Source organism: Methylocystis sp. H4A (assembly GCF_015709545.1).
Lineage (GTDB): Bacteria > Pseudomonadota > Alphaproteobacteria > Rhizobiales > Beijerinckiaceae > Methylocystis > Methylocystis silviterrae.
In genome coordinates this window covers 179,654-198,034 of sequence record NZ_JADNQY010000021.1, presented here as the reverse complement: position 1 = coordinate 198,034, position 18,381 = coordinate 179,654, and the positions used below count along the sequence as shown (strand labels likewise).

24 protein-coding genes and 1 tRNA gene are annotated in these 18,381 nt (G+C 61.9%); 18 read left to right on the top strand and 7 right to left on the bottom strand.

The window, feature by feature from the left end; translation table 11 throughout:
• From IYW40_RS07920 to IYW40_RS07865, 12 genes are all read left to right on the top strand, one after another.
• On the top strand, positions 1-240 hold a 240-nt coding region (locus IYW40_RS07920; RefSeq protein ID WP_246720710.1), incomplete at its 5' end, for a hypothetical protein.
• Complete coding sequence (locus tag IYW40_RS07915; RefSeq protein ID WP_196400144.1) at positions 221-538, top strand: hypothetical protein; 318 nt, start codon at positions 221-223, stop codon at positions 536-538. The genes IYW40_RS07920 and IYW40_RS07915, both read left to right, overlap by 20 nt.
• A 169-nt stretch (positions 539-707) precedes the next feature.
• Complete coding sequence (locus IYW40_RS07910; RefSeq protein ID WP_196400143.1) at positions 708-1,400, top strand: hypothetical protein; 693 nt, start codon at positions 708-710, stop codon at positions 1,398-1,400.
• Positions 1,401-1,497: 97 nt separating this feature from the next.
• Entirely contained in the window at positions 1,498-1,728 is a 231-nt protein-coding gene (locus IYW40_RS07905; protein ID WP_196400142.1) for a helix-turn-helix domain-containing protein, read from the top strand.
• Positions 1,729-1,797: 69 nt separating this feature from the next.
• Positions 1,798-2,451: a hypothetical protein gene (locus tag IYW40_RS07900; RefSeq protein WP_196400141.1), complete on the top strand. Its 654-nt coding sequence runs from the start codon at positions 1,798-1,800 to the stop codon at positions 2,449-2,451.
• Positions 2,448-3,626, top strand: coding sequence for an AAA family ATPase (locus IYW40_RS07895; protein WP_196400140.1), 1,179 nt, complete (start codon positions 2,448-2,450; stop codon positions 3,624-3,626). Before IYW40_RS07900 ends, IYW40_RS07895 begins: the two co-directional genes overlap by 4 nt.
• A gap of 468 nt (positions 3,627-4,094) precedes the next feature.
• Positions 4,095-4,589 carry a hypothetical protein gene (locus tag IYW40_RS07890; protein ID WP_196400139.1) on the top strand — a complete coding sequence of 165 codons (495 nt, stop codon included), beginning with the start codon at positions 4,095-4,097 and terminating at the stop codon, positions 4,587-4,589.
• Entirely contained in the window at positions 4,586-4,915 is a 330-nt protein-coding gene (locus IYW40_RS07885; RefSeq protein ID WP_348644254.1) for a hypothetical protein, read from the top strand. Before IYW40_RS07890 ends, IYW40_RS07885 begins: the two co-directional genes overlap by 4 nt.
• 244 nt (positions 4,916-5,159) lie before the next feature.
• Complete coding sequence (locus tag IYW40_RS07880) at positions 5,160-5,609, top strand: hypothetical protein (protein ID WP_196400138.1); 450 nt, start codon at positions 5,160-5,162, stop codon at positions 5,607-5,609.
• Positions 5,610-6,035, top strand: a complete 426-nt coding sequence (locus IYW40_RS07875; RefSeq protein WP_196400137.1) for a hypothetical protein — start codon at positions 5,610-5,612, stop codon at positions 6,033-6,035.
• A gap of 68 nt (positions 6,036-6,103) precedes the next feature.
• Complete coding sequence (locus tag IYW40_RS07870; protein WP_196400136.1) at positions 6,104-6,643, top strand: hypothetical protein; 540 nt, start codon at positions 6,104-6,106, stop codon at positions 6,641-6,643.
• 2 nt (positions 6,644-6,645) lie between these two features.
• Entirely contained in the window at positions 6,646-6,900 is a 255-nt protein-coding gene (locus IYW40_RS07865) for a hypothetical protein (protein WP_196400135.1), read from the top strand.
• Between the two features lie 188 nt (positions 6,901-7,088).
• Here IYW40_RS07865 and IYW40_RS07860 read toward each other — a convergent pair whose 3' ends face one another.
• On the bottom strand, positions 7,089-7,571 hold the full coding sequence (locus IYW40_RS07860; protein WP_196400134.1) for a thermonuclease family protein: 483 nt from the start codon (positions 7,569-7,571) through the stop codon (positions 7,089-7,091).
• A 102-nt stretch (positions 7,572-7,673) separates the two neighbouring features.
• On the opposite strand from IYW40_RS07860, the gene IYW40_RS07855 reads away from it, so the two are divergent.
• Entirely contained in the window at positions 7,674-7,880 is a 207-nt protein-coding gene (locus IYW40_RS07855) for a hypothetical protein (RefSeq protein ID WP_196400133.1), read from the top strand.
• Positions 7,881-8,290: 410 nt separating this feature from the next.
• Here IYW40_RS07855 and IYW40_RS07850 read toward each other — a convergent pair.
• A tRNA-Leu gene (locus IYW40_RS07850) sits at positions 8,291-8,375 on the bottom strand.
• Positions 8,376-8,508: 133 nt separating this feature from the next.
• On the opposite strand from IYW40_RS07850, the gene IYW40_RS07845 reads away from it, so the two are divergent.
• Both IYW40_RS07845 and IYW40_RS07840 read left to right on the top strand, forming a co-directional pair.
• Positions 8,509-9,087 (top strand): YqaA family protein, encoded by a 579-nt coding sequence (locus IYW40_RS07845; protein ID WP_175095167.1) that lies wholly within the window; start codon positions 8,509-8,511, stop codon positions 9,085-9,087.
• Positions 9,088-9,104: 17 nt separating this feature from the next.
• Entirely contained in the window at positions 9,105-9,617 is a 513-nt protein-coding gene (locus tag IYW40_RS07840; protein WP_196400132.1) for a disulfide bond formation protein B, read from the top strand.
• A gap of 19 nt (positions 9,618-9,636) precedes the next feature.
• On the opposite strand, the gene IYW40_RS07835 is transcribed toward IYW40_RS07840, so the two are convergent.
• From IYW40_RS07835 to IYW40_RS07820, 4 genes are all read right to left on the bottom strand, one after another.
• The gene (locus IYW40_RS07835) at positions 9,637-10,269 is read right to left on the bottom strand and encodes an SGNH/GDSL hydrolase family protein (protein ID WP_196400131.1); all 633 of its coding nucleotides are present in this window, start codon (positions 10,267-10,269) and stop codon (positions 9,637-9,639) included.
• A 134-nt stretch (positions 10,270-10,403) separates the two neighbouring features.
• On the bottom strand, positions 10,404-11,585 hold the full coding sequence (gene rlmN / locus IYW40_RS07830) for a 23S rRNA (adenine(2503)-C(2))-methyltransferase RlmN (protein WP_196400130.1): 1,182 nt from the start codon (positions 11,583-11,585) through the stop codon (positions 10,404-10,406).
• A gap of 77 nt (positions 11,586-11,662) precedes the next feature.
• Positions 11,663-12,154 carry a hypothetical protein gene (locus IYW40_RS07825; protein ID WP_196400129.1) on the bottom strand — a complete coding sequence of 164 codons (492 nt, stop codon included), beginning with the start codon at positions 12,152-12,154 and terminating at the stop codon, positions 11,663-11,665.
• The gene (locus IYW40_RS07820; protein WP_246720709.1) at positions 12,151-12,819 is read right to left on the bottom strand and encodes a TetR/AcrR family transcriptional regulator; all 669 of its coding nucleotides are present in this window, start codon (positions 12,817-12,819) and stop codon (positions 12,151-12,153) included. Before IYW40_RS07820 ends, IYW40_RS07825 begins: the two co-directional genes overlap by 4 nt.
• Before the next feature lie 136 nt (positions 12,820-12,955).
• On the opposite strand from IYW40_RS07820, the gene IYW40_RS07815 reads away from it, so the two are divergent.
• Positions 12,956-14,518, top strand: a complete 1,563-nt coding sequence (locus IYW40_RS07815) for an MFS transporter (RefSeq protein WP_196400128.1) — start codon at positions 12,956-12,958, stop codon at positions 14,516-14,518.
• A gap of 86 nt (positions 14,519-14,604) precedes the next feature.
• Positions 14,605-15,717: an endonuclease/exonuclease/phosphatase family protein gene (locus IYW40_RS07810; protein WP_196400127.1), complete on the top strand. Its 1,113-nt coding sequence runs from the start codon at positions 14,605-14,607 to the stop codon at positions 15,715-15,717.
• Positions 15,718-15,734: 17 nt separating this feature from the next.
• On the opposite strand, the gene IYW40_RS07805 is transcribed toward IYW40_RS07810, so the two are convergent.
• Positions 15,735-16,544 (bottom strand): DUF72 domain-containing protein, encoded by an 810-nt coding sequence (locus IYW40_RS07805; RefSeq protein WP_196400126.1) that lies wholly within the window; start codon positions 16,542-16,544, stop codon positions 15,735-15,737.
• A gap of 163 nt (positions 16,545-16,707) precedes the next feature.
• On the opposite strand from IYW40_RS07805, the gene IYW40_RS07800 reads away from it, so the two are divergent.
• The gene (locus IYW40_RS07800; RefSeq protein ID WP_196400125.1) at positions 16,708-18,042 is read left to right on the top strand and encodes a sorbosone dehydrogenase family protein; all 1,335 of its coding nucleotides are present in this window, start codon (positions 16,708-16,710) and stop codon (positions 18,040-18,042) included.
• Positions 18,043-18,381 lie beyond the last annotated feature (339 nt).

Genomic DNA, 18,381 nt, shown 5'->3' with positions numbered 1-18,381 from the left:
CGAGGCAAGCGTGGCAGGCCGAGCGCCGCACGGACCAATACGATGACCGAAGCTGAGAAGCTGATACGAGGAATAGAATCGCTGCGTGAGACTATCCGGCGCGAGTGGTTCAACATCAGGCTGGATACTCTGACGCATGATGACCGAGTCGTCATTCGAGAGCATATCGAACGCTGCCACGCCGATCTGAAAATCCTGCTGGATCGGCTATGGAATTTGGATGACGGAAATTCAAATTAGCCGCCCTATTGTCGGTTCAATTCGGCTCATAGCGCCTTATTTGACTAAGGCGATCTGCAGTCAGGAAGGAGCCCGTATGCATCAGGATTTGATCGACGAGGCCTTCCGGGCCGCCAATAGAATGGCCGCCGATCGCGGGATAAGCCTCGACGGAACTGCGCTGATGCGGGCTGTGCTTGCTGTCGCCGGGGAAGGCGACGGGCAGAACGAGCCTGAAGAAATTGCCGAGGATGCCATGGAGCTATTGGGCAAGGGCAACGGGGTCTCATCCTCTCGGCGAGGCCGCAGACCATTCTGATTTCCACCGCCGCACCGCGCTGGCCGAAGGCGCGAAGCCCTACCGCTTGCGTGATTCATCGCACGTCCCCACATTTCGACCGACAGGGATAGGCCGGCCAGCCGACAAGCCGAGAAAGCATCGCTCGGTTTCCCTGCGCTCAATTTCGATGCGCGCGAGATGCAGCGCGATGACAAAGCGGAAGAATGAGCCAGAGCCGGTAAAATGGACAGGTCCGCTCGCGACGCCAATAAAGTGGGTCGGTCCAGAGTCACTGGACCCTTACGCAGGAACGCTATTACAAGGCAAGAAGCCCGATGAGGCAAAGCAGCGTGAACGAGCCGCGCGCTACAAGGAGGCGCTTGCGCGTGAATTTGTGGAATGTCTGGAGAAGCTACAACTCCTAAAAGAACACTTCGCCATTCCTCCCGAAATGGATAGCGGGTCTTCTTGGATGTTACTTTCACTTAAGTTGGCGCAATACGCCAAGATACCGGGTTTCAGGCGCGAGTATTGGTGGGAAGCCCGCGGGCGAAAGCGCATAGCCACCGAAAAACAACTCGCATGGACTGACGCTCATTACATTGCACTAGAATTGGATGTGAGACGTCTCAAACGAGAGCGAGATTTTAAGACTGATTCAGATGCGTTGCTTTATTTGGCGAGCAACAGGACCGCATATAACAAACAGAACCCGCCAAGGAGCGAGCCGATGCAGAAGAAGCTCGCAAGATCCTTGAGTAACAGATTGGGAGAGGGTCGCCGCCGTCCTGCCGTGAAAAAATTTGTAGAGAGCGTGGACATCGACAATCCTGTCATTCGCGCAATGTTTGCGCCGGATTCTCCGATGATCCAAGATGGGTTTATGTTCTCCCCTTACTAGATTCACGGAAAGGCGGCGGTCCGTTTTACCGTGAATATTTGAATGCCATCGTCTGTCCCGAGCCGCGCCAGACCGCGGTCGTTGAAGGACAGACAACATGGAAAGACCTGAAGTCACTGGACGCAAGGCGGGCATTGCCGCCTGCGACGCGCAAGGTGTTTTCAAGCCGCGCGCCCGACGAATCAACGATGCGTGCGCAGCGCTCGGCGTCAGCCGCAGCCACCTCTACAGCCTAGCGAGCGAAGGCAAACTCCGCCTCGTTCGGATTGGCAACCGGACGGTAGTTCCCGAGTCGGAAATCGACCGCCTGCTCGGGGGGGCCATTTGACCGATGGCCTCTTCAAACGCGGCGACGCCCGCCCCTGCGGTTTCAGGGAACGGGCGTCGAGATGTCGAGATGCTTGGCGGCTCTCGCAGTCCAGATACCGCAACGATCCTCTCCGATCAACTCGATTGCTTCGATTCGGAAGCACTCGGGGTTGACCCGACCGAAGTTGAAACAGCGCTCGCGCTGTGCGCGCCTGTCGTGCTGCATGAACCGTCTTGGCGCCATCTGCACGATCTGGGAATTCGCAGCGGCGGCATGAACGGGAGCCGCCCGCTTGATGCGCTTTGCGTCGAGGAAGTGGTTTTTCTCGACGGCGGGCGTTTCGAGTTCTGCCGCGACGCCGGATACGGCGGACGGCGTGTCGCCATTATCATCCCCGCGCGCGATGAATTCGGCGATCTTGCCGACCTTGCCGCGTGGCATATCGAAAGCGGCAAATTGGCCCTGTGGCGAGGCCGCGCGGCAATGTTTGGGGCTGAGAACGTCTATGCGCCCCGTCTCGGCGAGCCTCTCAAGGTTGACGAGACGGTAAGGGATTGGCTTCGCGCTGGGCGTGAGGGCGTCTTCGTCATCGACGGCGCGCGCCAGCGCGCCGCAGCCCTGCTTCGCATGGCGGAACCGCTTGGCGTGCGAACGGAAGCCTTCGGGCGCCGTCTACGCGAAGCTCTTACCATCCGCGCTCCGCGCATTGTTGTGGCCGCCCCTGCGAGGGCAGCGGCATGAGGGAATGGCAACCGCTCGCCGATGACGCCCCGCTGCAAGAGCCGCCGGGCGCATATGTCCCGCCAGGAGCGCCTGCGCAACCGCTCAAGTCCAAATTCCATGTAGAACGATGGGAATCGATCGTCTTCGACGGGCGCGAGGAATGGGCGATCAAACGCATCCTGCCGCGCCAAGGACTTGCTGCCATTTATGGGAAGCCCGGAAGCCTCAAGAGCTTCGTGGCCTCCCATATTGCGCTTTGCATCGCTCTCGGATGGCCATGGGCAGGCCGACGCGTCACGCAAGGGGCGGTCGTCTATGTCGCGGCCGAAGGCGCAGGCGGCCTGCGCAAGCGAAAGGCGGGGTTCGCCATCGCGCATCCCGACCTTCCTGCGGATGTTCCTTTCGCACTGATCGCGACGGCCCCGAATCTCGGAACCGAAAAAGGCGACCTCGCCGCGCTCGTCTCGGCAATAGAAGGCGCAGGGGTTTTCCCCGTGCTGATTGTTCTCGATACGCTGGCCCAGACGCTCGGCGCCGGCGACGAAAACGGCGCGGGTATGACGGCCTTTGTCGCGAACGCCGGCGCACTGGCGGCGCATTTCAGGGCGCTCGTTTTGATCGTGCATCACGTCGGGCTTGGCGACGATCGGCGGATGCGCGGGCATTCGAGCCTGAACGGCGCGCTCGACGCAGTTATTTTGAGCGAGCGCCAAGAGGGAGAGATCGCTGCGACGCTCACCTTGCAAAAGCTCAAGGACGAAGCGTCCGAGGTGCGGCTGATGGCGCGCCTATCTCGCGTTGTCCTGGGCTACGACGAGGAAGGCGATGAAATCTCGACGCTAGTTGTCGACTCGATTGAAGACGCCGAACGGGCGCAGCCCACGCAAAAGCCGAAAAGCGTTCCGCCGTCGCAAAGGCTGCTTATGGCGATGGTGGCCGAAGCGATCGACGACGGCGGAACGACGATCCGCCCATTCGGCGCGAGCGGCCCAGTTGTGCGAGCCGTTGCCGATGCGGCGGTACGGAGCCGCTTCTATTCGCGCATCGCTGAACAAGCGGAAGCTGGCGAGGACGCGGGCAAGATCGCGGAGCGCCAACGCAAAGGTTTCAACCGCGCGATTGCAGAAGCGATCAAAGCCCAGCGCGTCATTGCCGGTGAGCACAATGCGGAGCGGTTCATATGGCTCGCCTGAATTTCGACCATCGGGACGGGACGGGACATCCGGGACACTCCCTAAAGGGAGTGTGTACCGTTTGTCCCGCTCCACCCCCCGTTTATGGCGGGACGTTGCGGGACAAATGTCCCGTGTGTCCCGTTTGTCCCGCAAGAGGCGAGCGCAAGCTTTGACTCGCATTCGCCTCCCTAACCGCCGCGCGGGCGAAACCATCGGCTTTGAATTTCGCGGGTCGGAATATTCCGCGACATTCTCAAAATTCCCAGATGGGTGGCTCGCAGAAATTTTTATCGACGCTGCAAAGCCGTCAAACGACGCAGCGGACGACGCTCGCGATGCTGCGGTGGCAATGTCGATCGCCCTGCAGCATGGGACACCTCTTGAGGCAATCAGGGCGGCCCTGACGCGCGACGGCGCGGGACGGCCCGCCGGGATTTTGGGCGCTGCGCTCGGCGCCATCGCCGAAGAAATCGGAGGCCAGGGCGCATGAGCAACGTCATCGGAATCGACATAGGCGCGCGTGGCGCGCTGGCGTTGCTCTCGCCGGCGGGCGAACTGATCGAAGTCGCCGACATGCCGATCCTGCGCGACGGCCCCGCCAATCGTCCGAACGTGAACGCGCCGCTACTGGCAAACATCGTCCGCCGCTGGCAGGCGTCGCAGGCTTTTGTCGAATACGTCGGCGCGCGGCCCAAGGAAGGCCCTACAGGGGCTTTTGCCTTCGGGCGGTCCAAAGGCGTCATCGAAGGCGTTTGCGCTGCTGCAGGCCTCCCTGTGGCTTTCCTGACGCCATGCGCTTGGAAACGCGCTGTGGGCATTCCGCCGGGCAAGGATGGAGCAAAGGACGCGGCCCGTTCGGAAGCCATTAGACGATGGCCGGGCCACGCGGAGCTATTCGCTCGCGTCAAAGACGATGGGCGGGCGGAGGCGGCACTGATCGGACTCGCCGGCTTGCTTCGGGAAGGGAGGGTCGCCGCGTGATTGACGAGCACGACCACATCTTGAAGCCATACGATGCTCGCGAGGCCATCAGCGTCAGGGAGGCGGCAGAGATCGCCAGGAAGTCCAAGCGCACGATCTTGGAATGGGTGCCTCGGCATGGGATAGGCCGCAAGGTTGTGGGGCGCGTCGAGGTTAGCAACGTTGCGTTGTTCATGTTGCTCGATGGCGACGAGGTTGCACTGCGCGCATACCGGCGCGGCGATCGAACAAGCGAACGTGTAGCTCGGTATCTCGTGCGCGCCGGCTTAAAAGATCCGTACAACGCGCAGAACGCGCAGAACGCGCAAGACTGGTCTGGCGACTAATAATCGACGCGCGTAGTCTCACGCTCATGTCATCGCTCGACACAAATCAAACAGCCCTTGCGCTCGCCTGCGTCGTCGATGCACTCGCCAGCGCAATTGATCCAACCGGCGCCTCTCTTCGACGAGCACGTCGCCATCTAAACGACGGCCTTCTGCTTGCCGAGCAAATGGATGCAGCGAATAACCCTGTCGCTGAGATCGTGCGCGGATTGATCGCAAACCTAGAGGAAATGGAGACAATAAATTGACCGACGCGCCCGCCCTTCTCCAGCGCCGTTTTCAGCTCGCGGAGCATACGCGCACGATTTACTTCGTGACCGTCGAGCAGCTCGTAAAGCCCGAGGACGTGCTGAAGCCGGACTTTTGGCGGCATGTCGCCTCGCAGCTGCGGCCCTATGACGAAATCATCGTCGCCACGGATTCCTGCGAGTGGCGCATGGAGCTTCTGGTATGCGATGTCTGGCATTGCGGCGCCCGCGTCGTCGAGCTGAGCCGCTTCGATATGAGTGGCCAAGAGGAAGAGGACCAAAGCGTAGGCGATGATCTGCGGGTGCGATGGCGCGGTCCCGTCAACAAATGGTGTGTCGTCCGCGCGTCCGACAGCGTCGTTATGCGAGGCGGACTCGAAAACAAGAACGTCGCGCTCGAAACGCTCGCCGCCATCGCCCAAGAACGCGCGGCAATAGGCAACTAAATGGCTGGTCGCCCTTCAAAATACGAAGAACGCTTCTGTGATGAGATGGAAGCGTTCATGGCGCAGGGATATTCCGCAACAGCGTTTGCGGGACACATCGGAGTCAGCCGCTCCACAATCGACAATTGGGCAAAGGAATATCCAGAATTTCTGGAAGCGCTCAATCGCGCGAAGGCGAAACGTCTCCTGGAATGGGAGAAGATCGGCCTGACAGTCGCCCGCGAGGGTGGCACTGGCGGCCAATCGACCATGATTACCTTTGGCCTGAAAAACATGGGCGGCGGCGAGTGGTTCGATAAGCAACAGCTCGAGCACACCGGCAAGGACGGCGGGCCGATTGAAACCGTCGAGCTATCTCCGCTGGAAGCAGCAAGGCGGATCATATTTGCGCTTGAGAAGGGGCTGAGGGAGCAGCAAGGCAAATGAGCGGGCTTGGAATGGTAGCAAAGGAAATAAGCGGGCCTCTTACCCCTTCAATGTGGGGGTCGCTGGGAATGGGCGCCGCCGGAACACTTCTCGGCGGCTATGGCGAATATCGCTCTGGCATGGATCAGGCTGCGGCGATCGACGCATCGCGCCCATATGACCTGATCAACGCCGCCAATCGCGCGCAAGGGCTGAAATACGGGGCTGACACGGCGCTTGCGGGGGCGCAGCGTCAAGCCATGGGACGCGCACAAGACAAAAACCTTGCGCTTTCGAAGTCGCGCGCGATCACAGCGGCGGGCGGCGGCAGCACCTCTGATACGTCCGTCGTCAATCAAGAGGCGCTAATTGAGCGCCAAGGCGCATTCTACAAAGCCCTTGAGATGTTTGGCGGACTGGAGCAGTCCAACCAGCTCAATTACGAGTCTCAGAACGCCTTGCTTGAGGGCGTGAACACATACAACGCCAAGGGCGTTCAGGCCAGTAGGGCGCGCAGCGCGGCGAGAATGCAGGCGGTAGGGACGCTTCTGCAAGGCGGATCGGAGGGTCTGAAGCTTTATGGCAAGCTCAAATACCCAAACCTCCCAAACTACAAGCTGACTGATTGAGAATGCCAAAGAAGCCACCGGCGCCGTTCGAGAGCGCCGAATCTAAAGAAGCGTTCCGGCAAGCGCTCCGATCGGCCTTCGCGGCGAACCGGGCGCTTCTGGACTTCACCGAAAGCGTCCTGCACGATAACCCCATCGTGGAGCCTCTGGACGCAGTCCAGAAGGCGGCTGCGGCAGCGCACGATGCTGAAGCGGCGTGGGCTTACTTCCTGCGGCTCTCACACAAAAGCTTTCCAGATAAGGTAAGCCTTAACTGAGCGTCGAGTGTCGGTCTGCGACGACGTGCCTAATTGAAATTCGGTGCGCCTGCGCGCACAAATTCGCGCATGATCCGCGCACCGATTGCAAACGCTGTGATCGCATCCATCGTCGTCGCCGAGATTTTGGGCGGTATGATGCTGTTGCTTGGGCACTGAGCGGACGGCTACTGCGCATTTCGCACAGGCTATCGAGCAAAGTCGCGTCGCTCTCTGCGCCATTCCCAAGGCGCTTGAGTATATCCAGCCCACATGCCGCGACGATTGTTCTTGGCCTCCTGCTCGGCGCCGATGTAGTCCGACGAATAGCGCCGATACGCGAAGGCATGTCCGCTTCTGACCAACCAATGCCCTAGATCCTCGCCCCGGACCAGACAGGCGGCGACGATCCGCCCGTAGCGGTCGACATCCTTCTCTCGGCACGACACGGGCGACTGTCCGACAAATTCGTCTAAGGCCATCGCGGCTTCCTGTCCGCAGCGGTAGGGTTGGTTCGCGGCATCGAAGCACGGCTGCCTCTTCTCAGGCGCGTCAACCCCATGGAGGCGGATGCGCTGTCCGTGAATCTCGATCGTATCACCGTCGATCACTGACGCTCGCCCGACGATGTCCGCCAAGCAGACGCCGGAAAACAATACAAAGGCTGCAATTATGAGCAGGCGCGTCGTCATGCCGATTTGTGGCTCTTAATGTAGCGCGAATGTGTAAAGACGCCTATCGGCCATGGAGACCGGTCGGCGCTGAGTGAGCTGGAGATGACACGGAGCTGCGCCATGTTCAAATGGCTTCGTCGCCGCAGCGCGATTGATCCATTAGTGGAATCCGATGCTCGCACGTTTATCGAGCGCTATGGCGATGACGCCTATCTTGAAGCACGGCTGCGCCAGCATGACGATGCAAGCATAATCGACGGCAACCGGCCGCCAGGACATTGGGAGAGCGTCAAGGCATTGATCCGTGAGAAGCTGGAAAGACGCTAGAGTCGAACGCCGTCATTTAAGCCATGCCACAAGGGGGAATGATGCATACCGATTCTTACACAAAAGCCGTTCTGACGATAATTGCTGCTGCGTTGGTTGCGATAGCACTTCAAGGCAATATCCGTCCGGCGTCTGCGCAGATGGATAGCGAATGCGGTCGGTCGGAGCGCGCGCCCTGCTACGTGCAGGTAGACGGAGGCAAGCTTCCCTTTGTCGTCACAGTCGAAGGGACTGTCGACGTAAGAGGCAGATAAGCGTGCGCCGGCGCGATTTGTGACCACTACCAACTCAGGGCGCGAATTGGCCGATCCTTGGAGGGCGAGGTTCCGCGAAGTGTGGGACTAGTTGTGGGACTACCTAATTTTTCTTTGCGTATCTTATTGAAACTGCTATCAAAAAAAGTAGTCCATTGGTGCCCCTGGCCGGAGTCGAACCAGCACTCCTTGCGGAACTCGATTTTGAGTCGAGCGCGTCTACCAATTCCGCCACAGGGGCCCGGCCGGCGGGAAGCCGGCGAAGCGGCGCGGATATTAGCGGCGGCGCGGCGCCCGTCAACCCGCGAAACTTCTTTCTTCAGCGCTTACGTGCTATGCGCGGGCAGCGCGCCGCGCCAACCCCCCGGGAACAGATGAAAAAGCTCTACGACTGGACCATGTCGCTTGCCGCGAGCCGGCATGCGCCCTTGGCGCTTGGCGCGATCGCTTTTGCCGAGAGCTCCTTCTTCCCGGTGCCGCCCGACGTGATCCTCGTGCCGATGACGCTCGCCGAGCCGAAAAAGGCCTGGTATTTCGCTGGCATCTGCACGATCGCCTCGGTCGCGGGCGGGGCGCTCGGCTATGCCTTCGGCGCGCTGTTTTACGATACGATCGGCCAGTGGCTGATCAATCTCTACGGCTACGGCGAGAAGATGGAGGCGCTGCGCGCCTTCTACGCGCAATGGGGGGCGATCTTCATTCTGGTCAAGGGCTTCACGCCCATTCCCTTTAAGCTCGTGACCATCGTCTCGGGGCTTCTCGCCTATAATTTCCCGCTGTTCATCGTATTGTCGATGGTGACGCGGGGGGCGCGGTTCTTCGTGCTGGCGGCGGCGATCAATCGCTTTGGCGATCCGATCCGCTCGAAGCTCGAGAGCCACTTCGGACTTTTCATCGCGTCGCTGGCGGTGATCGTGGTCGCCGGCTTCGCGCTTGCGGCGAAGATGTTTTAAGCGTGCGAGTCTGTCGAATGGAGTGGCACAGCGTCGTTCATTGCGTCTTCGAGCCGCGCAACGCATCGCTTCTCATCCTCGCCGCCGCCGTTGCGGCGATCGGCGGCGCCTACGCCTATGAATCGCTCGGCTATCTGCCGTGCGAACTCTGCTACAAGGAGCGCGTGCCCTATTACGCGGCGTTCGCGCTCGCGCCGCTCGCCGCCTTCGCCGCGCAAACAGGGCGGAGGGGGATGGCCCGCGCGGCCTTTCTGCTGATGGCGCTGCTCTTCGCCGGCAACGCCATCCTTTCGATCTATCATTCGGGCGTCGAGTGGAAGATTTTCGCCGGGCCGTCCGATTGTTCCGGGCCGCTTTCGACGGCGCCGTCGGTCGCCGATTTCATGAAGCAACTTCAATCGGTGAAGGTCGTGCGCTGTGATGAGCCGAATCTATGGATTTTCGGCCTGACGCTGGCGAATTGGAACGTCGCGATCTCAGCCGTGCTGGCGTGGATGGCTGTCTTGGGCGCGCGTCGCATTCGACCATAGTTCGCCGCCCAGTCGGCGCTCATCCAATGATCCGCGCGCTGCGCGACCATGTTTCGTCCTCCGTGACGGCTCGGATGATCGCACCGGCGATTTTGGCTCCGCCGATTGAGGAGGGCTCGATCGGGTTGGCGTAATCGGCCGGCTCGTTGCAGACGAGGCGCAGGTCGATGATTGTCAGGCCATGCTCGACGCCGATGCGGATGATCGCATCATTGAAGGGCGAGAGCGCCACGCTCGCGACGCGCTGGAAGTCGGCGTCGGAGAAATTGCCGGAGTAGATCGTGCAGATCGCCAACCGCCGGTCGAGCTGTAGAAAAGGCGGCAGCATCGCCCTGTAGGCGGCTTCGAAACCGCGCGCGGCGTGACCAATCATCGCCACCGCCTGTGCGCTGCGCGACACCGGCCGTTCGAGTAATTCCGCATGACGCAGGACGTCATTGCCCCCGACGCTGAGGACGAGGCGATCCGCATCGGCAGGAAGTTTTGCGAGCTGCGCCGCGACGCTCGCGATTGTCGAGCCGTCCACGGCGGCGAGCGTGGCGCGCCAGCCGACAGGCATCCGCGTCCTCACCTGAGCAATGACCGCAGGCCCGCCGCCAGTATAGGCGCCGTTGTCGAAGATCGAGTCACCCAAAAGAACAAGATGGGCCATTTACGCCGACGCCGCGGCCAAGGGGCTTTTGTCGCCAATCCAAGTAGCGCACTGAGTCGGGGCAGAAAGTCGCAGCCGTTCGCGCCCTTGCGAAGTTTCCGCTCGTGATCGATCGAGCCGACAGATTGTTTTTCTTAGCCCGCCGTCATCCTGGCGCTTGCCCGCAACTTTTCCGTCTCGCTCTTTAGCTGTCCGCAGGCGGCGAGAATGTCGCGCCCGCGCGGCGTGCGCACCGGGCTGGCGTAGCCGGCGTTAAAGACGATGTCGGAGAAGCGCTCGATCGTCTCCCAATCCGAACATTCGTAAGGCGCGCCAGGCCAGGGATTGAAGGGGATCAGATTGATCTTCGCCGGCAGGCCTTTGAGAAGGCGAACCAGCTCCCTGGCGTCGGCGGGCGAGTCGTTCACGCCCTTCAGCATCACATATTCGAAGGTGATCCGCCTTGCGTTCGACGCGCCCGGATAGTCGCGGCAGGCCTGCAGCAGCTCCTTGATCGGATATTTTTTGTTGAGCGGCACAAGCTCGTTGCGCAGCTCGTCGCGGACCGCATGCAGCGAAATCGCCAGCGCCGGACCGCATTCGGCGCCGAGGCGTTCGATCTGCGGCACGACGCCCGAGGTCGAGACGGTGATGCGGCGCTTGGAGAGCGCAAGCCCATCGCCGTCGGCCATGACCTCGACCGCCGCCATGACGCTGTCGAGATTGTAGAGCGGCTCGCCCATGCCCATGAAAACGATGTTGGAGATGGCGCGCACGCCTTCGCCCGCTGGCACCAGCCCATCGGTCGGTCGTTCGCGATCAGGAAAATCGCCGAGCCGCTGCCGGGCGAGCAACAACTGCCCGACAATCTCGGCGGTCGTCAGATTGCGCACGAGCCGCTGCGTGCCCGTGTGGCAGAAGCTGCAATTTAAAGTGCAGCCGACCTGAGAGGAGACGCAAAGCGTCCCGCGGTCGCTTTCCGGAATATAGACGCATTCAACTTCGGCGCCCTTGTCGAAGGCGTCGACCGGCTGCAGCCGCAGCAGCCATTTGCGCGTGCCGTCGACGGAAATCTGCTCCTCGACGATCTCCGGCAGGCGCAGCGCGAAGGCGTCGGCGAGCTGGACCCGCATCGCCTTCGAGACATTCAGCATTTCGCCGAAGTCGCGCGCGCCGCGGAAATAGACCCAATGCCAGATCTGCGACACGCGCATGCGGATCTCGCGCTCCAGCAGGCCGAGCGTCCGCAACGCGTCCGCGATTTCGGCGCGGGTCATCCCGGAGAGCGAAGGCTTAAGCGTCATCGTGGGCGCAGCGGAAAGATCGGATAGGCTCATGAAGTCCTCGGAACAGCGTCCCTTATATCATGTCTCTGCGCGAGATTTTGAGAGCGCCACGGCGACGTAAGCACGGATCAGCCGGCGGTCGCTTCCTCATTCTGCATCGACTGCAGGAAGCGCTTCCAGTTCTCAGGCGTCACAACCTCGCGATAGCGCGCGGTCTGCGCCGGGTCCAGGAATTCCAGCATGAATGCGCCTTCGACCCACACTTCCGACAGCTGGAACAATCCGTCGCCGCGATCGCAAGCCCGCGCCGGCCAGCCGGCCCGTGTCGCGATGGCGATAATCTCCTCCGCCGGCCGAGCCACGCAAATGGCGAGATGCGCTTCGGAAAGACGCGTTCCCTGATTTTGCGGGGTCCAGTAGCCCTCGTCAGGGCCGTAAGCCAGCACATGGCCGCGTGGCGCGATCTCAAGCTCGACTTCGCCGTCGCCAGACCAAGCCATCCAGGAGTTCGGCCCTGCTGGAGGGAAGGGCGTCGCTTCGCCCTGCATGATCTCTGCAAGCACTTTGGCGACGACCTCCGGATTGTCCGCTGGGATGGAAGCGTGGGCGATGCTGGTCATTTCTCTTCTCCATGTGAAAAAACGCGTTCAGGCGACAAATCGCGTTCATCGGCGGCCGAGCGGCGACCGAGCAGGACGGCGATCGCCTCGGACGCCGCGCGGCCGGCCTCTGCGCCCTCCAATCCCCAGAAATCCCTGAGGACCGACCAGGCGTAGGCGCTGTCGATCAGCTGGGCGACCGCAGCGCGCCGCCGTTTGGCGGCGTCATCCAGCTCGGGCAGCGCGTCGGCGACGCAGGCGAGCATCGCCGCCTGACGCTGCGGGTTCGAGCTTAAGCGCATTTCGCGTCCGGTTTCGGATGAGATCGACGCCCTGATCAGCCCCTCGTCTTCATCAAATCGAGGGAACAGCCGCAGCGGCGTGGCGATCAGATCGTCTGCGGTCTGCGGAAAGCCCGAACTGCCCACGCGCGCCTGCATGCGCGGCCAGACCGCCTTCAAGAGGTCCTCGCGGGTCAGGAAGTGACGGTAGACGGTTCGCTCGGTCACTTTCGCCCGCTCGGCCACTTTGGCGACGGTGAGGGCGTCCAGCTTTGCCTCGCGCATCTCATCGATCGCGGCGTCGAGAATGCGCGTTCGCGTATGATCCTTGTGGGTCTCGCGAAGTGATGTCAGTTTATATGACGTCATGTCATGGTAGGTGACATTGCCGCTCGTCTCTGTCAAGCGGCTCGTCGATCCTCCAGGCTTGATCGTGCTTCCGAGGCTCGACGCCACGCAGGGCGGGGCGTTTATTGATGTCGCTCTGCAAAACCGATAAACGCTGCGCGCTCACGCCGTGATGGCTGATGGAGCAACCTTCTTGCATAGCGCCGCACCCAACGGATCGGATCCTGCGCTCAAGGCGACCCGCCGGGAGTGGATCGGGCTCGCCGTCCTCGCTCTGCCCTGCCTGGTCTATGCGATGGACTTCACGGTGCTCAATCTCGCCATTCCGGCGCTGACGGCGGAGCTGCGGCCGAGCGCGTCGCAATTGCTGTGGATCATCGACATCTACGGCTTCATGGTGTCCGGCTTCCTGATGATCATGGGCGGGCTCGGCGATCGCATCGGCCGGCGCAAGGTGCTGCTGCTGGGCGCCGCGGCGTTCGGCGCCGTATCGATCCTGGCGGCTTTCTCGAAATCGGCGCAGATGCTGATTTTTGCGCGCGCCGCGCTCGGCGTCGCGGGAGCGACCCTCGCGCCGTCGACGCTGTCGCTGCTCGCCAACATGTTCCGCGATCCGTCGGAACGCACCTTTGCGGTCAGCATGTGGATTTCGAGCTTCTCCGCCGGCGCCATTATCGGGCCGCTCGTCGGCGGCGCGCTGATCCAATCTTTCGGCTGGGGCTCGGTCTTTCTCGCGGGCGTCCCGGTGATGGTCCTCCTGCTTGTGCTCGGGCCGATACTACTGCCGGAATATCGCGATCCCGACGCGGGCCGGCTGGATCTCGCCAGCGCGCTTCTGTCGCTCACGGCGGTGCTGTCCTTCGTTTACGGATTGAAGCGCGCCGCCGAGGCGGGCTTCGGCGCCGACGCGATCGGAGCGATGGCGGCAGGCGTCGCGCTCGCGCTCCTGTTCCTGCGCCGCCAGGCGCGGCTTGAAGATCCTTTGATCGATCTCGCGCTGTTTCGCTCGCGGTCGCTGAACACCGCGCTTTGCATCAACATGCTCGGCGTCTTCTTCATGTTCGGATCGTTCATTCTGCTCGCACAGTATTTTCAGCTCGTTGCTGGTTTGACGCCGCTCGATGCAGGGCTGTGGTCGACGCCGTCGGCGATCGTCTTCATGATCGGCTCCTTCGCCACGCCCGCGCTGGCGCGCCGCATCGCGCCCGTCAATCTTCTCGCCGGCGGACTCATCGTCGCCGCGGCTGGATTCGTCGGCCTCGCGCTGGCCGGCGGATTCTACGGCGTGCTTCTATCGTCTCTGCTTCTCGTCGGCTTCACGCCGGTGATCGCGCTGACGACGGAAATCATCGTCACATCGGCGCCGCTCGAGCGCGCTGGCGCGGCGTCAGCCTTGTCGGAAACGGCGATTGAACTTGGCGGCGCGCTCGGCATCGCCGCGCTCGGCAGTCTCGGCACGCTGATCTATCGAGCGAAAATGGCCCACGTCGTCGCGGGGCTGCCGGCGGACGTCGCTCGGGCGGCCGGCGCGACGCTCGGCGGCGCGGCGGATGCGGTCAAATTCTTGCCCCCGGAGCAGGCCGAGCGGACGCTCTCCGCCGCGCGCGACGCCTTCTGCGCCGGTTTTCAGGCGACCGCCTGGTTGGGCGCCTTGGGGCTTGTCGGCGCCGCGTTCGCGACGAAGATTGCGCTCAAGCAAGCGCGTCCTCCATCGGCGGAGGGCTCGGGCGAAAAGCCGAGTTCGGCCCCGGCGTAGCGTGTCGCCCGTCATGCGCTTGTCACGGCGCGCGTCGAGCTTTAGCCTCCAGCGCATTCTGTTGTTTTTTGCGCTTGGGGGATTTCATGAGACTCGCCTCATACAACGTCGAGAATCTTTTCGATCGCGCACGCGCAATGAATCTCAAGAGCTTTTCGCAAGGCAAACCTATTCTCGAACGTTTCGCGGAACTGAATACGTTGCTGGCGCAGCCTTCGTACAGCGCCGCCGACAAGACGCGCATGGCGAAGCTTGTCATTGAACTTGATTTGGAAAAATCCGACGTCGGCGATTTTGTCATTCTGCGGCGTAATAGGGGCGCACTGATCAAACGCCCCAAGTCGGGCGGCGTTCAGATAGTCGCGAGCGGGCGCGCCGATTGGGTCGGCTCGCTGGAGTTGCGCGACGAGCCCGTCGACGAACAGGCGATGCGGAATACGGCGCGGGTAATGAGAGATGTCGAGGCGGACGTTCTCGGCGTCGTCGAAGTCGAGAGCCGGCCGGTGCTGCGGGATTTCAACGCGGACGTCGTCGCTGCGCTCGGCGGCGAGGCATTCCGCCATGCGATGGTGATCGACGGCAACGATACGCGCGGCATCGACGTCGGCCTGTTGACCCGGCAGGGGTTTCCGATTGGCGTGCTGCGCAGCCATGTCGACGACAGGTTGACCGAGCGGAATCCGATCTTTTCGCGTGACTGCGCCGAGTTCGAGGTGACGGCGCCGTCCGGCGCGCGCCTCCTGGTGATGCTCAATCACTTCAAGAGCAAGGGTTTCGGCTCGCAGCAATCATCCAACGCCAAACGTCGCGCGCAGGCGAAACGCGTCGGTGAAATCTACGACGAACGCATTGCCATGGGGATCAAGAACATCGTCGTGATGGGCGACTTCAACGACACGCCGGACAGTGAACCTTTGAGTCCTCTTATCGAAGGGACGGATCTGAAGGACATTTTTTTGCATCCGAAATTTGACGACGGCGGTTTCCCAGGCACCTACGGCAGTTGCGCCGCGGACAACAAGATCGACTTCATTTTGCTGTCGCCCGCGCTGTTCGACAGGGTCGCGAGCGGCGGTGTGTTTCGCAAAGGCATGTGGCCCGGCGCGCGGGCCAAACGCTGGGAGGCCTATCCGGAAGTCACCCGCAAGGAGGATGCAGCGTCGGATCATGCGGCGATATGGGCGGATATCGACCTTTAGAGCGCTTCCACCCTGCCTTAGCGGGAGAGTCGCTCGATCAGCGCCAGGGCGGCGGCCGGATTGCGTTCCTTAGCGCCGCTGATGACATAGAGAAACACGTCTCGCGGCGTCGACGCCTTCCGTTGTGTTTCCGCAATATAGTTGAACTCGCTCGGCGCAGCGCCGCTCGCCCAACGCCGCGCGCGCTTCGCCCATTCATCGAGGGCGGCGGCATCATAGCCCTGCGATTCCGCCTCACGCGTTCCCATGATGCGCGCATAGACGAAGGGCGCCGTCACGTCGGCGATGAGCGGATATTTTGCATCGCCGGCGACGACGATGGCGACGCCATGTCGGCGCGCCAGCGCGACGAACTCGGCGGTCTTGAAGCTCTCATGGCGCGGCTCGATCGCGTGCATCAGCGACCGTCCGTCGATGTTCCTCGGCAGCAGCGAAAGAAAGCCGTCGAAGAACGCCGCGTCGAATTTCTTCGTCGGGAGAAACTGCCACAAGATGGGTCCGAGTTTGTCCCCGAGCTCCATCACGCCGCTTGCGAAAAAGCGCTCGATCGACTCGCCCGCCTCCTTTGACGTCTTTCGCATCACTGCAAAGCGCGGCGCCTTGACGCTGAAGATGAAACCCTCGGGCGTTTCGTCGCGCCATTTGGCGAAGCTCGCGGCGCTCTGCGTGCGATAGTAGGTGGCGTTGATTTCGATCGAGGTGAGGTTATGGCTCGCATATTCGAGTTCCCGCTTATGCGGCAGGCCGGCGGGATAAAAGGATGCGCGCCAAGGGGCGTAATCCCAGCCGCCGACGCCGACATAGATGCGTCCCGTCTTTTGACTCATTTGTGCTCCAGCTTGGCGCGTCGACTGGCGAGGGCTTGAGACTTGCCCCTGCTGCGCCATTTTTAGCGGCGTCATCGACAACATATTTGTCTTCGTCGCCGGGTGTCGATCGTCAGAAGCTGCGCCGATCGCATCTACCGGGTCGTTTGGGAAAGGGGTCGCCATGGCGGCGAATTTTTTCGGGAGATTTCTATTCGCGCTGACCGCAATCGCGCTTGCCGCCTGCGATCGCGGCCCCGAAATGCCGGAGAGCGCCGGCTACGGACCCAATCCGACGCTGCCGGCGCCGCATCCGACCGGCGCCTTTCCTTATGTGAATATCGCGCGCGCCGTGGGCTGGCCAAGCGCTGAAAAACCCACGCCCGCCGAGGGGCTGGGCGTTGAAGCTTTTGCGACGGGGCTCGATCATCCGCGCTGGCTGTACGAATTGCCAAACGGCGACATTCTTGTCGCGGAAACCGATGCGCCGGCGAAATCCGAAAACGAAGGCGGCGACGGCGTTCGCGGTTTCTTCATGGGCCTCTATATGCGCCAGGCCGGGTCGAGTAAGCCGAGCGCCAACCGCATCACGCTGCTACGTGACGCAGACGGCGATGGCGTGGCTGAAACGAAGGAAGTCTTTCTGGAAAACCTCAATTCGCCCTTCGGCATGGCGCTGGTGGGCGATCAGCTTTACGTCGCCAACGCCGATTCGCTTGTGCGCTTTCCATATAAGGAAGGCGATACGCGCATCGAGGCCGCCCCCGAAAAGGTCGCGGATCTGCCGGCTGGACGCAATCATCACTGGACGAAGAGCCTTGTCGCCGATCCTGTGGGTTCGCGTCTCTACGTCGGCGTCGGGTCCAACTCCAATGCCGCCGAGAATGGCATGGAGGAAGAGCATAATCGCGCCGACATCCTGGAGATCGATCCGGCGACCGGGGACATGCGGGTGTTCGCTTCGGGACTGCGCAATCCCGTCGGGATGGATTGGAATCCCGCGACGGGCGACCTCTGGGTCGCGGTGAACGAACGCGACGAGATTGGCGACAATCTCGTGCCCGACTACATGACGAAGGTCCAGGAGGGAGCCTTTTACGGCTGGCCCTACAGCTACTACGGACAGCATGTCGACGAGCGCGTGCAGCCGCAAGATCCGGAACTCGTCAAACAGGCGATCCGGCCGGATTACGCGCTCGGCTCGCATACCGCTTCGCTCGGATTCACCTTCGTCGGCGACGCGAACCTCGGGCCGTTCCAGAACGGCGCCATCATCGGCCAGCACGGATCGTGGAATCGCAGTCCCCGCGTGGGCTACCGCGTCATTTTCGTAAAGTTCGAGAATGGCGCGCCGGTCGGCGCCCCGAAAGAGGTGCTGACCGACTTTCTGAACGAGCGCGGCGAAGCGCGGGGCAGGCCGGTCGGCGTCATCGTCGATAAGCGCGGCGGACTGCTGGTGGCTGATGACGTCGGCGGCGTCGTGTGGCGGGCGAGCGCCGCCAAGAAGCAAGCGGAATAGCCAGGGGAATCGGGTGAAGGATAGTTTTCCTCACCCTCATCCTGAGGAGCCGCCCGCAAGTCGGGTTTACCCGACTTGCGGATTTAATGTCGATCTCGGGCAGGCCCGAGATCGAAGGCGGCGTCTCGAAGGACGAGGGTGAGGAAAAGACACGTGAAAGCGGGCTTCCTCGTCCTTCGAGACGCGTGCTGCGCACGCTCCTCAGGATGAGGAAGCCCTTCACCCGATTCCCCTGGTGGAAATAGCCGGTAGTGTCTCAGTTTGAAATTTGGCGAGGTTGACGCCGCCTCGCACCCGGCCAATCTCCCGTGCTATGCTTAGCGAAAAGCAGGAGAACAA